The sequence below is a fragment of the Flavobacterium sp. CLA17 genome (assembly GCF_013112255.2).
GTDB classification, from domain to species: domain Bacteria; phylum Bacteroidota; class Bacteroidia; order Flavobacteriales; family Flavobacteriaceae; genus Flavobacterium; species Flavobacterium circumlabens.
On sequence record NZ_CP068294.1, the window covers coordinates 3,630,540 to 3,645,241 of the forward strand.

17 protein-coding genes are annotated in these 14,702 nt (G+C 35.0%); 11 read left to right on the forward strand and 6 right to left on the reverse strand.

The window, feature by feature from the left end:
• Positions 1–24: 24 nt before the first annotated feature.
• Positions 25–903 (reverse strand): NAD(P)H-binding protein, encoded by an 879-nt coding sequence (locus tag HAV12_RS14875; RefSeq protein ID WP_171570352.1) that lies wholly within the window; start codon positions 901–903, stop codon positions 25–27.
• An 80-nt stretch (positions 904–983) separates the two neighbouring features.
• Between HAV12_RS14875 and HAV12_RS14880 the strand changes: the two genes are divergently transcribed.
• From HAV12_RS14880 to HAV12_RS14890, 3 genes are all read left to right on the forward strand, one after another.
• Positions 984–1,349 carry a helix-turn-helix domain-containing protein gene (locus tag HAV12_RS14880; RefSeq protein ID WP_171570353.1) on the forward strand — a complete coding sequence of 122 codons (366 nt, stop codon included), beginning with the start codon at positions 984–986 and terminating at the stop codon, positions 1,347–1,349.
• An 891-nt stretch (positions 1,350–2,240) separates the two neighbouring features.
• Positions 2,241–2,834 carry an SMI1/KNR4 family protein gene (locus HAV12_RS14885; protein ID WP_171570354.1) on the forward strand — a complete coding sequence of 198 codons (594 nt, stop codon included), beginning with the start codon at positions 2,241–2,243 and terminating at the stop codon, positions 2,832–2,834.
• Between the two features lie 591 nt (positions 2,835–3,425).
• Positions 3,426–4,706: an acetyl-CoA C-acetyltransferase gene (locus HAV12_RS14890; RefSeq protein WP_171570355.1), complete on the forward strand. Its 1,281-nt coding sequence runs from the start codon at positions 3,426–3,428 to the stop codon at positions 4,704–4,706.
• Positions 4,707–5,078: 372 nt separating this feature from the next.
• Here HAV12_RS14890 and HAV12_RS14895 read toward each other — a convergent pair whose 3' ends face one another.
• The gene (locus HAV12_RS14895; RefSeq protein WP_171570356.1) at positions 5,079–5,468 is read right to left on the reverse strand and encodes a DUF1634 domain-containing protein; all 390 of its coding nucleotides are present in this window, start codon (positions 5,466–5,468) and stop codon (positions 5,079–5,081) included.
• Between the two features lie 4 nt (positions 5,469–5,472).
• A complete protein-coding gene (locus HAV12_RS14900; protein ID WP_132033834.1) occupies positions 5,473–6,309 on the reverse strand; it encodes a sulfite exporter TauE/SafE family protein in 837 nt (278 codons plus the stop codon).
• Positions 6,310–6,664: 355 nt separating this feature from the next.
• On the opposite strand from HAV12_RS14900, the gene HAV12_RS14905 reads away from it, so the two are divergent.
• Both HAV12_RS14905 and HAV12_RS14910 read left to right on the forward strand, forming a co-directional pair.
• The gene (locus tag HAV12_RS14905) at positions 6,665–7,060 is read left to right on the forward strand and encodes a hypothetical protein (RefSeq protein WP_171570357.1); all 396 of its coding nucleotides are present in this window, start codon (positions 6,665–6,667) and stop codon (positions 7,058–7,060) included.
• A 169-nt stretch (positions 7,061–7,229) separates the two neighbouring features.
• Positions 7,230–7,625, forward strand: coding sequence for a hypothetical protein (locus HAV12_RS14910; RefSeq protein ID WP_171570358.1), 396 nt, complete (start codon positions 7,230–7,232; stop codon positions 7,623–7,625).
• A gap of 109 nt (positions 7,626–7,734) precedes the next feature.
• On the opposite strand, the gene HAV12_RS14915 is transcribed toward HAV12_RS14910, so the two are convergent.
• Positions 7,735–8,199 (reverse strand): response regulator, encoded by a 465-nt coding sequence (locus HAV12_RS14915; protein WP_171570359.1) that lies wholly within the window; start codon positions 8,197–8,199, stop codon positions 7,735–7,737.
• A 306-nt stretch (positions 8,200–8,505) separates the two neighbouring features.
• On the opposite strand from HAV12_RS14915, the gene HAV12_RS14920 reads away from it, so the two are divergent.
• The gene (locus HAV12_RS14920) at positions 8,506–8,694 is read left to right on the forward strand and encodes a hypothetical protein (RefSeq protein WP_132033826.1); all 189 of its coding nucleotides are present in this window, start codon (positions 8,506–8,508) and stop codon (positions 8,692–8,694) included.
• Between the two features lie 123 nt (positions 8,695–8,817).
• Entirely contained in the window at positions 8,818–9,093 is a 276-nt protein-coding gene (locus tag HAV12_RS14925) for a PrgI family protein (protein ID WP_238698663.1), read from the forward strand.
• 71 nt (positions 9,094–9,164) lie between these two features.
• Here HAV12_RS14925 and HAV12_RS14930 read toward each other — a convergent pair whose 3' ends face one another.
• Positions 9,165–9,521, reverse strand: a complete 357-nt coding sequence (locus HAV12_RS14930; protein WP_171570360.1) for an STAS/SEC14 domain-containing protein — start codon at positions 9,519–9,521, stop codon at positions 9,165–9,167.
• A 249-nt stretch (positions 9,522–9,770) separates the two neighbouring features.
• Between HAV12_RS14930 and HAV12_RS14935 the strand changes: the two genes are divergently transcribed.
• Entirely contained in the window at positions 9,771–10,619 is an 849-nt protein-coding gene (locus tag HAV12_RS14935) for an SDR family oxidoreductase (protein ID WP_171570361.1), read from the forward strand.
• Positions 10,620–10,758: 139 nt separating this feature from the next.
• Here HAV12_RS14935 and HAV12_RS14940 read toward each other — a convergent pair whose 3' ends face one another.
• The gene (locus tag HAV12_RS14940; protein WP_171570362.1) at positions 10,759–11,676 is read right to left on the reverse strand and encodes a hypothetical protein; all 918 of its coding nucleotides are present in this window, start codon (positions 11,674–11,676) and stop codon (positions 10,759–10,761) included.
• Positions 11,677–12,009: 333 nt separating this feature from the next.
• Here HAV12_RS14940 and HAV12_RS14945 point away from each other — a divergent pair, with 333 nt between their 5' ends.
• The 3 genes from HAV12_RS14945 to HAV12_RS14955 all read left to right on the forward strand — a co-directional run bounded on the left by HAV12_RS14945 (position 12,010) and on the right by HAV12_RS14955 (position 14,632).
• Positions 12,010–12,189, forward strand: a complete 180-nt coding sequence (locus HAV12_RS14945) for a hypothetical protein (protein ID WP_171570363.1) — start codon at positions 12,010–12,012, stop codon at positions 12,187–12,189.
• Positions 12,190–12,250: 61 nt separating this feature from the next.
• Positions 12,251–13,957 (forward strand): tetratricopeptide repeat-containing sensor histidine kinase, encoded by a 1,707-nt coding sequence (locus HAV12_RS14950; protein WP_171570364.1) that lies wholly within the window; start codon positions 12,251–12,253, stop codon positions 13,955–13,957.
• Between the two features lie 6 nt (positions 13,958–13,963).
• The gene (locus tag HAV12_RS14955) at positions 13,964–14,632 is read left to right on the forward strand and encodes a response regulator (RefSeq protein ID WP_132033814.1); all 669 of its coding nucleotides are present in this window, start codon (positions 13,964–13,966) and stop codon (positions 14,630–14,632) included.
• Positions 14,633–14,702 lie beyond the last annotated feature (70 nt).

Below are 14,702 nucleotides of genomic sequence, written 5' to 3' on the forward strand. Positions count from 1 at the left end.
TTTTTTATGGAGCTATTATTTAAATTAAAACTTCGCAGCAAATTCTTTTACAAAATCTTCCAGTTTGATTTTTCCGTCAACAGGGAAATTCCCATTTAAGAAATCAGCTCCAATTGCGCCGCTTCGCAAACCGGAACCCATTTCGGTATACAAGCCTGCAATTTCTTCCGGTAATCCGGCTTGTATCATTCCCTGCAGCGATTGTTCGTCGGTGAACTCCACCCATGGCAAATCGGTTTTATCAATTGCCGCTCCTATTGCTTTTGCTATTTCACCCGGAGTACGCACGTCACTTACGATATAACGGATATTTTTGCCTGTACTCTCTTTTTGCAATTCGTTTGCCGCTGCCACTGCAATATCTTCCGGATGTACCAATGGCATTTTCGCATCAGCGGGATAATTAGCCCCCATAATCCCCGCTCCTTTTATCATCGGAACATCGTTGTATAAATTGGTAAAGAAAAATCCGGCACGTAAAAAGGTAACCGCTGTATTCTCCAGTTTATTGTATAAGGCTTCTATAGGATAAAGTCCAGCAATGGGTCCGGTTCCATCAGGCAAATCGGCACCGATACTGCTCAGCATTACCACACGTTTTACAGCTGCTTCCTGTATGGCTTTCGCGAAAGCTTTACCCGCTTCAACAGTATTCGCAATCACATTGCTTCCTCCTAAATTAGGCGGTGTCATGGCAAAAAGCGCCTCTGCTCCTGCAAAAGTCCTGGCCAAAAAAGCAGCATCACTGACAGAACCAATGGCAGCCTGTGCTCCTGCTTTTTCAATGGCTTCTTTTTTATCTGCATTACTGCTGATTACCGTTACCTCATGTCCCGCAGCCACAAGTTGATTCGTCAATGGTTTTCCTATGTTCCCTAAAGAACCTGTAATTATAATTTTCATCTTTAATTGTTTTGTATTTATAAAAACAAAGGTATATTTGTACTTACTTTTATACAAGTACTTACCCTAAAGTATGTATCATGACCGCAATCAAAGAAACTTCGACCATTCAGGAAAATAAACAATATGCATTAGATATCTGCCCGGTGACCTACGTCATGGAAAAGATTGGAGGATACTGGAAACCGATTATCCTCTATCATTTGTCCACCAGCGATAAACGCTACAGCGAACTGAAAAGGGCCATTCCGGCGATAACCGAGAAAATGCTTATCCAGCACCTTAAACAACTGGAAAATGACGGCCTTGTCATCAGGGAAGCGAAACCGGTTGTCCCTCCCTTTGTTACCTACAGCTTAAGCAATGCCGGAAACGGTTTGATTCCTGTTATTCACGCTATGGCCGAATGGGCTTTTAAGGAAAAGGACGGGGTTTATGGGGGCTAAAAGTTTTGTGTTTTTCAAGTACTCTTGCAGTAAGGCTACCTTAACATTCAATGATAAAAGTATTATGCAACAGCAGTAGTCTAAAGCAAACACATATATCAAACGTATGCAAAAAAATAGCAAAACGCCCTAGTCAAGTAAATTTTATCCGAAAATATTATAAATCAGAAATATTATAGAAAAAACATGAATCGAATGACAGATAAAAATAAGGTACAAATAAGTAAGAAAAAAAAATAAAGGTTTTAAATAAATAAAAGATTATGTTTTTTTGATTTAGTATTGATTAGCATTTACAAGCTTTTAAAGATAACATATTCCGATTTATTATATAGGAATAATAATATCAAAACACATGCTTTTATAATATTTAGTGGACTTCAAAGCATAAATATATTTAATATTATTGGTATATTATATTTTTCTGCTTTTGCGAAAGTTCAACCTGATATCTTAATCTATATTGCTTTCATATTGCCTCTTGTTTTTAATTATATTGTCTACTATAAAAAGAACAGATTTTACAAGATTATGAATTCAGAGTTAATAAACAATACTATCCTACATCATATATTAACATTTATATATACAGTGGGTACCTTTTATTTCATGAATATAGTTAGCCATTATATTAGGAATAATTATCTGAACGGCCACACTCTTTTGTGACGACTATCCTGATCCCCACACTCCGCAAAGAATGTTCTCATAAAAAAGCTGCGCAAAGATGATCTAAGTAGCATAATCAAACAAGAAGGCAACTGTAACTGGTTATTTTTTTGTTATCAAGTTTCCTTTATAATCAATGATAATTGTTATGCACATTATTAAACATTTTGGTAATTTTATAAATACAACATTTGGGGATTTAATAAATAGAGGATTTTAATTATGAATTATTTAGAAGTATTAAAGAAAGGTTTATACAAGTTTGAAGATTTAGGAGTTCAAAAATCAGAGAATGGAGCTATATTGATAGGAAAAGCTCCTCACATAGCTCAGCTTGCTTGGTTAAATAAGATTTATCCGATCTTAGGCGATAAAGATATAGTACTATTAGGAAAAGAGTTAAAGAGGGAAATTCCTAAGGACTATAAGCTTTTTTTAACCAATTTTAGTAATGGTCTTAATATTTTTGTCTCTACTTTTAGTTTGCATGGTTTGAGAAAAGAATTAGGACGTTCTGTTGAAGCCAGTAGACAACCTTTCTCAATTTTTACGCCCAACTTGCAAGAAAGGCCGAAAAATGCAAAAGACAATTACTTTTTTATTGGAGGCTATAATTGGGATGGCTCTAAATTGTATCTAGATAGCGTAACTAATAAAGTTCATTATTGCGCTGAATGGGATGCTACATCATTATATGAATGGAATTCATTTGAAGAAATGATAATTTCCGAAATAAAACGTATAACGAGTTTATTCGATGAAAAAGGAGTTGTTTTAGATAAAAATAAACATACAACTCCAATTGAAATATTATAAAACTGAGGTTATAAAACAAACCCATATTCAGCTCTCCGAAGTCTTCTCATAAAAAGCTGCGCAAAAGTCTCTGACTTTGCACTCGCAACGATAAGCCAAAAAGCAACTCATAATCGGGTTGCTTTTTTCATGTTGTAAGTTTCCTTTATAGTTTTTACAGAGTAACCTATTTCATTCCCGTGATAAATCTATTTTTATTTTTACTCCTATCACGGAATCTGTGATATGTTTTATTTCTATTTTCACGTTATTACGAAAACTGTGATATTTTTTTTATTTTTTCTGGTGTTATTACAGCAGTTTTACAGGATCTATTTGTCACTTCGAGGAACGAGACGTGAGCGATAGCGAATAGACAAAGTAAATCCCATCCAGTATTTACCAACAGTGTGTACGAAGCGCTTGTGATTACTTGTTCCTCGGAATGAACTTAGTCTGCAAAATAATCCTGTTGTATTCCGCAGAAAAAGTTCCTGAATAAGAATTTAAAATATTAAATTTAGCATCCTAAATCAGAACGGATTAAAAACATCCGTACTCTTTTTTACGATTACTTTTAGGATCAAATCAAAAACAAAACAGCATCAGGATATGGGAAATCAGGACACCATTAGAAAAGTAGCCATTGTGGGGTATAACAGGATTCCGTTTGCGAGAGCGAATACGTTCTATTCAGACGTTAGTAATTTACAAATGATGACCGCCACACTCGATGGTCTTATTGAAAAATACAAACTGCAGGGCCAATTACTGGGTGAAGTAGTCGGCGGCGCTGTGATCAAACACACTACCGACAATAACCTGATTCGTGAATGTGTCATGAGAACAGCTCTGGATCCTGCCACTCCGGCCTGCGACTTACAACAGGCTTGTGACACGGGAATTGAAAGCGCTATTTATATTGCCAATAAGATTGCATTGGGTCAGATTGAATCCGGAATTGCGTGTGGAGTTGATTCCATTAGTGATATGCCTATTGCAGTGAGCGAAAAGCTGCGAAAAATACTGCTAGACGCGAGAAAAGCAAAATCATTAGGCGAAAAAATAAAAGTGTTTCTGAAAATAAGACCAAAAGACCTGACGCCGTTGGTGCCCAGAAATGAAGAATCCCAAACCGGTCTTTCTATGGGAGGACATACGGAAATTACAGCTAAATACTATCAGATCGCCCGAGAGGATCAGGATCAGCTGGCCTTGCAAAGTCATCTGAATATGGCAAAAGCGTATGATGAAGGTTTTTTTAGCGATATGATTACGCCTTTTAACGGACTGGACAGGGACAATAATTTAAGAAAAGACAGTACCTTAGAAAAACTGGCCAAACTGGCTCCGGCATTCGATAAAACCAACGGAACGCTTACAGCCGGAAACTCCACTCCGCTTACCGATGGTGCCTCGAGCATTCTTCTGGCTAGTGAAGAATGGGCCAAAGAACACAATTTACCGATTCTGGCTTACATTACCCATGCGGAAGTTGCCGCTATCGAATATGTGAAAAATCAACAGAATTTATTACTGGCGCCTTTATTCGCTGCCTCCAGAATGCTCGAAAAAGCAAACCTGACATTGCAGGATTTCGATTATTATGAAATTCATGAAGCTTTTGCTGCCCAGGTTCTGGCCACGCTGAAAATTTGGGAAAGCCCTGAACTTAGTGAAGCAATAGGCCTTAAAAAACCGCTGGGTGCCATCGACCGAAGCAGACTTAACGTAAAAGGAAGCAGTCTTGCGGCAGCGCATCCTTTTGCTGCAACCGGAGGAAGAATCATTGGTGTAATGGCCAAATTACTGAACGAAAAAGGTTCAGGAAGAGGTTTTATTTCCATTTGTGCCGCAGGTGGTCAAGGGATTACTATGATTATTGAAAAATAATACTTTTTTAAAGTCTGTTTTTTAATCACGCAAAGGCGCAAAGACGCCAAGTTATTTTACTAAATTTTACTTTGCGACTTTGCGACTTTGCGTGAAATTAAACCTTTCTATAGATGAAGGCATAAATTTGAATAAAATATCTTTATTCTTATAGAAATCATTGTCTCCCTGAGCGAAGTCGAAGGCTTTTTACATCAAAAGGGCTTCGACTCCGCTCAGCCTGACACCAGTTTTGAATTACACCCAACAAGTTATTTTTATAATCTCGCAAAAGCGCAAAGAAAAATAAAATAACTTTGCGCCTCCGCATCTTTGCTCCTTTGAACCTTTGCTCCTTTGAACCTTTGATAATCAATTAAAACGTAAATTATTCTAATGAGAAAATCCAAAGGAGATACTCATTATAATGATACAGATTACGATTGCAGTAATCACCACATACAGATAATCTTTTTCCAAAAGGAACGAAAAGAGCGAAAGTAATACTCTAAAAACCGGGGTCAGAAAAAGCAATACCACTCCAAAGAATATAATAGATTCTCCCCTGCCCTGAATTACACCATTGTAAACAGCAGTAATTACTTCAAAAATGTTTCGGTCATTTTCTTTAAATACCGAATAATTTTCGATCTCACCGCCGTGGTGCAGCAAATAAACAATTCCGCCAACAAAGGCTACCGATAAGGAAATCCATACCCCGTAGCGCAATACATTACCCACCATTTTCTGAAAATCTTTTTCTCCAAATTTTTCCGTTGTCATATCCTTATATTTTTCCGTTAAGTCCGCTGTAAATCATATTTAACGCCAGCACGAAAATCAGGCAGGCAAAAAAGACACGCAGTTTTTTAGGGTTGGTACGCACTAATATTTTGGCTCCCGCCATTGCTCCAAACAATACACCGATCACAACCGGCATACAGATTCCGGGCTCGATATATCCTTTCTGAATGTAAATAACGGAACTTGCCGTTGCTGTTACTCCCATCATGAAATTACTGGTGGTGGTAGACACTTTAAACGGAATTCGCATGATATTGTCCATCGCAATTACTTTAAAAGCTCCGGAACCAATTCCCAACAATCCCGACATCATTCCTGCCACTCCCATCATGCTGAACCCTCCTATTACATTTTTGGTACCGTAACGTATTACCTGACCGTCATGCGAAGGATAGGTTCCTTCTAATTTCAGTTTTTTGGCCAGTGGACTGGATTCCAAAACAATATGTTCTTCTTTTTTTCGTAAAGAGTTTATCGCTGAGAAAATCAGGGTAAGTCCGAACAAGACGGCAATAAAAGATGTGGGTGCAATTACAGAAAGCAATGCCCCTCCTACTGCTCCTAAAGTAGTGGCTATTTCGAGAAAAATACCCAGACGCATATTGGTAATGCCCTCTTTCACATAAGCTGCAGCTGAACCGGATGAAGTTGCAATTACAGAAACCAAAGCCGCTCCGATGGCATAATGAATATCAACTCCGAGGACAATCGTCAAAAGCGGGATGATAATGATTCCGCCGCCTAATCCTGATAATGAACCTATAAAACCAGCTAAAAATGCCCCCAGAATCATGATCAGGGTAAATGTGAGTACTGTCATTTGGATTTATTTATTTGAAAGCTAATTTACGAATACAAATTTGCTATTGCAGCATGCTCTTTTAAAATGAACCCGTAAAAAAACCTAAAACCAAAACAAACACTTGATTATCAAAACTATAAACCCATACTTAAAAATGCCTTAAAAATTCTGACGTTCCTAAAAAAGCTTTGACTTCTAACTTTTACCATTTTCAAAAACTATAAAAAATTAAAAAAACTCTTTCCCTAAATTTAGTTTTAAATGCAGATTATGAAATTTTGATATGATTTTCTGTAAAATAAAATGGAGTGATTAGCGGTAGCTTTGAAATGTAGCAAACTTTAAAAAGGAACTAATCTCAAAATATACTCTTATGAAAAAAGATAACAATGTTAATTACGGTCAGATTGAACGTAATTTTCACCATGATGAAGATACACTTACGGATACAAAAAGAGATTCTTCCGTTGAAAATTTATTTGATAAAGATCCTTTCAAGGAAGAAGAGTTGCAGTACAAGAAAGATGATCTGAATGACATCAACCATGAGACCAATGATTACAACAGAAATGAAAATATTCCGAACGAGGAGCGTGTCATAGATGAAGACAATCCTATTGCCAATGACCAGCCGGATAATCTGGATGATGATTTTAATCAAAACGATATCGATCACCTGGAAAAAGACGGTGATTTAGACAACGATGACAATAGTGTAGAGCTCGAAGAATCTGACGAGCATTTTCACGAAAATCATACAAGAGAATAGCAGACTTTCAAAAAAAATTGCAGAAAAGCAGCCGTTAAGAATGAATCTTAACGGCTGTTTTTTTTGTAAGGTTATGAAATTTGATACTAGTATTTAAAAACTATATAGTAGATAAAGTACTATTTTTTTGTAATTTTAAGAAATTGATTTTAAACCAATTACAATTATTATGGATATTACCACTCAAATTATTTGGCTTTTTGTTTTAGCCATTCCAATTTCCTGTATCAGCTGGTCCGTTACTCACGAAGAAATATTTCGGGAACCCAGAGAATGGTGTGTCAAAAATGCTGCAAACGGACGCACTATATTAGTCAGAAAGGCTTTTTATCTTTTTACCTGCGAATATTGTTTTAGTCACTACATAACTATTTTTTTTATTTTTTTCTGTGATTACAAACTTCTGATGGAAGATTGGCGGGGTTATATAATTGCAGGGTTTTCTTTAGTTTTTGTGGCTAACCTTTATATGAGTTTGTTTGGCTTATTAAGACAGGCCATTAAAAAAGAAAAAGTAGAAATTAAAAAAATTGAAAAAGAAGAAGAAAATATTTCCGGTTCTTAATTTAATTGTATAGCTAATCGGAGGAAATTATAAACAACGAGGTGCTTGTAAAATGCTTTGCCTGAATAAAATTAAAAAACCGGTAACAACAATATGTTACCGGTTTTTACTAATTCAAATTATTTTTAATATTTTTTCTACGCAGAGGATCACTTTTATAATCTTCTATCGATTTAATTTTTGACCAATACTCAAGAATGGTCTTAATAATCTCCTTAAATCTGTCATAGCTGTAAGGCTTAATGACGTACGTTTGTGTTGGAACAGAATATAAATCTATTACAAAACACTGCGTAAAAGCTGTCGTAAAAAACAAACAGGGACAATTTAATTCTATACTGAGTTTTTCATACGTGACATGTATGAGTTTTTCATCAGTTGTATTGAGCAAAACTATATCTGAAAATATTAAGAACGCTTTAATTTTTTTTGAAGTCAGGTAATGATACGCATTACTAGCTGAATTAAAATAGAGCACTTCGTTAGAAAGCTCCAATTCAGAGAAAATTTCCATAAATAATTTACGATCTCCCTGATTATTCTCTATAAGCACAATAGGTCCATTTTTATTCATAATAGTCTATTTTAGGTTATAAATAAGAGCATCGAACATCTATATTACTGTGTTTTATTTTATACAGCAATGTATTTTACAAAGATTTTAAATTTTGTGAAATATCTTTTTACAGTATCTTTTTGAAAATTTATATAATTTTCATTCTGTTTTTTTAACCAGAATTATATACGAAATTTTAGAACCCAGGGATTTATTTCGCTTAAAATTATATAATCAGAAAGCTTAATTCTATAATAAAAAATCACGTTATGGCCTTAATTTTGATACATAAATAATTGGTGCCAATTTATAAATCGAAAAGTCATGGTAGAAAAGAATTATGATCCTGATAATGACAACTGTCCGGAAAAAGATACCGTAGAAAATCTTCACAAATCAAAAGAAAAAAGCAATAACACGCAGAATGTCGAAGAATTTATAGACGATAGTCCAAATCGTCTTTCTGCCGATAAAGTGAAAGATCTGAAACAAAAATCCGATACTAAAGAGTAGTATTGCCAATAGAAAATTTACTGAAAGGAAATGAAACCACAATAATCATTATACCTTTACAGTTTAAAACTGAATCTGGGTTCATTTCAGATTTTAAAAATGTTTAATCAAAAAATTAAAAATATGTCAAATTTCATTAATCCATTACTAGTTGGAACTACAGCACATTTAAATCAAAATACCTCCAAAATTTCTGCCAAACAATTGGTGCTTGCAGGAGTAGGTTCGCTTTTAATTGGTGCTGCTTTAAAAAAAACCGGACATGCTAAAACAGGCGCTTTTGTAGCCGGTCTTGCCATACCTCTTCTTACATCAGCTGTTTATAAAAAAATGAAGTCCAAAAAACTGGAGAATGTAAATAAAAGTACAGACATTACCGGAAATTACTACGAGCATTAAATCAAAAAAGCACTTCTAAACAGAAGTGCTTTTTTATTGCTTTATTTTCAAACAAAAGGAAAGTTGAAATCTTAATTTATATTTCCTTCCACCCAATTTAAGGCTTTATTAAACGCCTCCTTTTTAAACCCGCGAAATTCTCCCGGAACTATGTAACTAAAGCCATTTGTAAAAGCAATAATCTCCTCGGAATCTGAAACAATAGCAGCTCTGTTCCATTTTCCTAAATTTTTAATTCCCAACATGGCATCCTCAAGCCACGCTCCCGCTGTAAAATTCTGAATGTCAGTATCCAAAACCATTAAGAAATTAATTTCATTGGTATTATTTATTAATTTTTCGACGGCAGGAACTACCACTTCTTTTGTTACCGCTGCTAATGCTCTGAAAGCAACTATATTGTCTGTTGTATCAATCTGATGTATCATTTTATATTTCCTTAAAATTAGTAATTCGTATTCTTTTATTTTTTTCCGATAATATGAAACCTTAGTTTTTTCTATGGCTATCAAAAGTAATCCGCATTGCTTATACGATCTCACTATAATTTTACAAAATCCCTATTTTTCAACTACTTAAAAGCATTTATCGCGTTACTTTTTGATTTTTTAAGGTTAACTGTTTTTTCAAAAATCCGATACTTTAGTGGAAACTTACTAACTCAAAAAGGAGCTATCATGGAGAAAAAACCAAAAAAATTTCCGGAACAAAAACAAGAGCTTCCCGGCAATGAGCATCAAATGAATCCACTACCTGAAATCATTCGGGAGAACTACACCGGAAGCGGGAAACTTTTAGGAAAAACGGCCTTTATAACAGGCGGCGACAGCGGTATTGGCCGAAGTGTTGCCGTACATTTTGCGCGTGAAGGCGCCAATATCGCCATTGTGTATCTGAAGGAGGATAAAGATGCTCTGGAAACCAAAGCACTAATCGAAAAAGAAGGTCAGCAATGCCTGATTATCAGTGGTGATTTGAAAGACGAAAAGTTTTGTAAATCGGCCGTTAAAAAATGTCAGGCGTTATTTAAGAACATCAATATTGTTGTCAACAACGCAGCGGTACAATTTCCTCAAAATGAACTGGAAAAGATTACAGCTTCTCAGCTTCAGAAAACATTCGAAACCAATATTTATCCCTATTTCTACATTACAAAGGCAGCATTGCCATTTTTAAAAGAGGGTGATACTATTATCAATACAAGCTCTGTGACCGCTTATCGTGGCAGTGAGCATCTGGTAGATTATGCCAGTACCAAAGGTGCTATTGTAAGTTTTACCAGATCTTTATCGACGATGCTGGCACCCAAAAAAATACGGGTCAACGGAGTAGCACCGGGCCCTGTATGGACACCTCTGATTGTTGCCAGCTTTGATAAACTCTCCGATTTCGGAAAAGACAATCCGATGGGAAGAGCCGGTCAACCGTCGGAAATTGCTCCTGCTTATGTTTTTCTGGCTTGCGAAGACAGCAGTTATATTACAGGGCAGTTTATTCATATAAATGGCGGGGAGATTGTGGGGTAAAAGGTTTGCCACGAATTACACGAATTGGCACTAATTCTTTTTTAAATAATTTAACAAACCCGACAGGTTTTAAAAACCTGTCGGGTTTAGAGAGGCGAAAAAAAAGCGGATATACTAAAATGAGTATATCCGCTTTTTTTTATTTTGATCCGCATGGTTTTTTGTATTTGTTAAAGATGTAATACGTTACAGGTCTTATTGTACTGCCACTTACAGGATGCCTTCCATTTCCACATGTGGTAAAAAAATCTACTTCATTATTGGTTTTGGCATACCAAATAATAGATTTTCCATTGACAAGCCAAGTAGTTGTATCGCAAACAGGTATCTTTTTGAAATCTAAAAGATGATTATCATATTGAATTATGTCATTTGGGTTTCTTTCAATTCCCTCCTTACCGACAACTTCGTATTGATCTGTAGACCATTGCATGTAATCTTTTTTAAAAAATGCCAAATAGATTGTTGAAAATAATAAACAAATAATAACTCCAACAACTATTGCAGTTTCTTTTTTTGATCTTTTTAATAATCTTTCAAAAAACGTGGTTCTGGGATGTGAATTTTCTGTTTTTATAATTTCTTGCGAGGTTTGAGAAATAACTTCAATAGCAATTTCTTTTTCTTCATCCAGAATAATTTCTGATACAAAAGGATTATAATTTATTTTTTTTTCTTCATTACCTCCCTTTTCATAAAAATTTTGGTAAGGTCTTAATTTAAAATCTACCAAGATTGCAGCTAGTTCAACAGCATATCTACTAACTGTCTTTTTTTCTTCTTTTAAGTAGAAATACGCAATGGTTTTAAATTTATCCGTTTCATCTTTCAGTGCCTTTTTAAGTTCCGTATTTGTTATGTCAAAATCAAAATTAAAGAAAGAAAAAAAAGTTTTTAAATCATCTCTATTCTTATTCTCTATAAATCTTTCCCAACATAAATCTCTCAGATTGGCTTGAGCTGTAGGATGAAAATGTTTCGCATATTCTCCTTCTTTTTCAATCTCGTACTTTGCTCTAATCGCTTTTTCATAATCTTTAAAAGTAATGTTTGGCATAAGCTTTCAGTTTTTTTTAAGTTTTTTTAAAACTAATTAAGATTCTCACGGAATTCCGGGAATTCCGGGAATTCCTTATCAATGCAGGCTTGTAAGCGTCGCATCTTTGCCATATCAAATTATTTAACGTTTTGATCTGCAGGTCAAAAACAAATGTACAAAACTAGTTCAATTAACAAGTGCGGAAAACCGTAAGACGGAGTTTATCCCGGGAAGTATAGATGAAAATCTTATAGTTCTACGCACTTCACTTCCCAACCTCTTAGGTATTGTTTACAAGTTCTGGATGGAATCCGGACGGCCATACCTATGTCAATTTTAAATTCTTTCAAGATGAAAAAATTAATCATAGTGGGAACATTCGCACTTTTTACAGCTACATTATTTTCCTGCACAGCAGACGAATTAGAGACTCCGGCAACAAAAGAGGTTCAAAAGAAAATTGATCCTGTACCATCTTATGCCGACGGACCTGGTGATCAGCCTGTAATTGTTCTTCCTCCACCAAAATAATATTTATTAGAGGATTAATTTTATAATTATTTTATTACTAATTTCGGGGAAAGTAACTATCATGCTACGGTCCCCGATTTTGTATTTATTCATTTTTCTCTTTTTGCTTTCCTGCAATGAGCATACCACTACACCGGTTGATCCTACACTCTTCACCAAAGAAGCCAAAATACTTCAGGAGAAGGGCTTTTCTAATTTACAAAAAAGCAACTTTAACAGTGCCTTCTATTACTTTAATAAATCAAAAATAACATTTGAAACCTATAAGGATAGCACCAATATCGTCTACAATTTGATGCAAATGGCTTATATACAGCAAATAAATGGCGATTATTATGGCAGTAAGGAAACCTTAACCGAATCCCTTCCCTACCTTAAAAATGACAATAATTACGCAGTAGCAATCAATAACTTTTTTGGTATCGCCGATAAGGAACTTTCCTTATATGATGATGCGATTCTGTATTATAAAAAGGCCATTAAAGATTCAAATGATACGCTATCGAAACAAGCGCCTTTAAATAATATTGCCGTTGTTTACATCAAACAAAAAAAATATCCCGAAGCGATAGCTATTTTAGAATCCATAGTAAAGAGCAATATTTTAAGCGATAAAATAGTAGATAAAAGGTCGCCTGAAATCCACAAAAGCAAAGCCAGAGTGCTGGATAATCTGGGTTTCGCTTATTTTAAAAATGGAAATCACGACAGAGGACTTGCGTTTATGAATGAGAGCCTTGCCTTAAGAAAACAGATTGATGATCCGTACGGAAGCATTGAAAGCTACCTACATTTAGCCGAATATTATTCCGGAACTGATCTTCACCAATCGAATCAAAATGCGCAGATGGCCTATGAACTTGCCACAAAATTCAATAGTGTTGATGAGCGGCTGAAAGCATTGTCTTTTTTAATTTCCAATGGTTCGGGTACCCAGTATGCCCAAAAATACATTGTTATAAACGATAGTATTATCAAAATCCGAAACAATTTCAAAAACAAATTTGCCAAGATCAAATACGATTCCAAAAAGGAAAAAGAGGAGAATCAGAAACTGAAATTAGAACGGGTTGAAAACTTATTATCACTCCAGGAAGTAAAATATCAACGCATCTTTTTTATAATTGGTATTGCAGCCCTTTTCTTTTTTATTCTTTACCTGAGAAAGCGAAGTCGAATTGAAAAAATAAAAACAGCCTACGACACCGAAACCAGAATTGCCAAAGATATTCATGATGAACTGGCCAATGATGTTTTTAACGCAATGACTTTTACGCAGACTCAATCCTTAGATACGGAAAGTAAAGAAACTCTGATTCAGAAACTGGATCATATTTATGCACGGGTTCGCAGAATTTCGAGAGAAAACAATACCATTGATACCAAATTAAATTATGCTGCGAACTTAAAAGAAATGCTTTCTACCTATAATAGTGAAGGTACAAACGTGATTATTACCAGCATCGAAAATGCGAATTGGGAAACTATTGACGACTTAAAAAAGGTAGCGATTTACAGGGTTCTGCAGGAATTAATGGTTAATATGAAAAAACACAGTGGCGCTTCTGTGGTGGTTGTAAAATTTGACACTGATGACAATTCGGTTTTTATTCAGTATACCGATAACGGAAAAGGAGCCGAAAAAAATAAAATTATTAAAAATGGTCTCCAAAATATGGAAAACCGTATTCTGGCCATAAAAGGATCTATTATTTTTGATACAGAGCCTGAAAGAGGTTTCAAAGTAAAAATAACTCTGCCTAAATAATTCTATATGTTTAAAAAAGTAATTGTAGCCGAAGACGTTGATGCCATCAGTTTAGGAATTGAACAAGTCTTAAAAGATTTAAATATTGTAAATTTTCAACATTCAAAATATTGCGATGAAGCATTTCTAAAAATACGCGCCGCCATTCATCAAAATGAACCTTATGATTTACTGATTAGCGATCTGTCGTTCAAAACAGGTAACCGCGAAGTGAAAATTACAGCCGGCGACGAACTAATTCAGAAAGTCCGCGAATTACAACCTGATATTAAGATTATCGCTTTTTCTGTCGAAGATAAAAGCTATCGTATTAAATCCCTTTTCGATAATTCAGGAATTGATGCATTTGTGCTTAAAGGCCTAAACAGTATCGAGGAACTAAAAAAAGCCATTCATATTGTTTCCACTTCAGATCAGACTTTTATTTCGCCTGAAGTTGCTTCGGCATTACAGGAAAAAAATAATTTCGAAATGGACGATGTCGATATTCAAATTCTAAAACATCTGGCGTCGGGTACTTCGCAGGATGAAATTATAGCCATTTTTAAAAACCTGGATGTTAAACCCAACAGCAAAAGTGCGATCGAAAAAAGACTTTCTAAACTCAAAGACTTTTTTAAGGCCAACAATACGATTCATCTGGTTTCGATCACGAAAGATATGGGGATTATTTAAATCTCATTACCATAAGCTTTTAACTTTATCAAGCTCCTTCGGGAGCTTTTTTTATGGTCTGCATTTTAAA

Coding starts and splice junctions, on each gene's coding strand:
- HAV12_RS14920 (WP_132033826.1), top strand. CDS start 8,506: ATGGTAGAAAAGAATTATGATCCTGATAATGACAACTGTCCGGAAAAA.
- HAV12_RS14905 (WP_171570357.1), top strand. CDS start 6,665: ATGAAAAAAGATAACAATGTTAATTACGGTCAGATTGAACGTAATTTT.
- HAV12_RS14880 (WP_171570353.1), top strand. CDS start 984: ATGACCGCAATCAAAGAAACTTCGACCATTCAGGAAAATAAACAATAT.
- HAV12_RS14945 (WP_171570363.1), top strand. CDS start 12,010: ATGAAAAAATTAATCATAGTGGGAACATTCGCACTTTTTACAGCTACA.
- HAV12_RS14885 (WP_171570354.1), top strand. CDS start 2,241: ATGAATTATTTAGAAGTATTAAAGAAAGGTTTATACAAGTTTGAAGAT.
- HAV12_RS14930 (WP_171570360.1), bottom strand. CDS start 9,521: ATGATACATCAGATTGATACAACAGACAATATAGTTGCTTTCAGAGCA.
- HAV12_RS14900 (WP_132033834.1), bottom strand. CDS start 6,309: ATGACAGTACTCACATTTACCCTGATCATGATTCTGGGGGCATTTTTA.
- HAV12_RS14950 (WP_171570364.1), top strand. CDS start 12,251: ATGCTACGGTCCCCGATTTTGTATTTATTCATTTTTCTCTTTTTGCTT.
- HAV12_RS14875 (WP_171570352.1), bottom strand. CDS start 903: ATGAAAATTATAATTACAGGTTCTTTAGGGAACATAGGAAAACCATTG.
- HAV12_RS14925 (WP_238698663.1), top strand. CDS start 8,818: ATGTCAAATTTCATTAATCCATTACTAGTTGGAACTACAGCACATTTA.
- HAV12_RS14940 (WP_171570362.1), bottom strand. CDS start 11,676: ATGCCAAACATTACTTTTAAAGATTATGAAAAAGCGATTAGAGCAAAG.
- HAV12_RS14890 (WP_171570355.1), top strand. CDS start 3,426: ATGGGAAATCAGGACACCATTAGAAAAGTAGCCATTGTGGGGTATAAC.
- HAV12_RS14895 (WP_171570356.1), bottom strand. CDS start 5,468: ATGACAACGGAAAAATTTGGAGAAAAAGATTTTCAGAAAATGGTGGGT.
- HAV12_RS14915 (WP_171570359.1), bottom strand. CDS start 8,199: ATGAATAAAAATGGACCTATTGTGCTTATAGAGAATAATCAGGGAGAT.
- HAV12_RS14955 (WP_132033814.1), top strand. CDS start 13,964: ATGTTTAAAAAAGTAATTGTAGCCGAAGACGTTGATGCCATCAGTTTA.
- HAV12_RS14935 (WP_171570361.1), top strand. CDS start 9,771: ATGGAGAAAAAACCAAAAAAATTTCCGGAACAAAAACAAGAGCTTCCC.
- HAV12_RS14910 (WP_171570358.1), top strand. CDS start 7,230: ATGGATATTACCACTCAAATTATTTGGCTTTTTGTTTTAGCCATTCCA.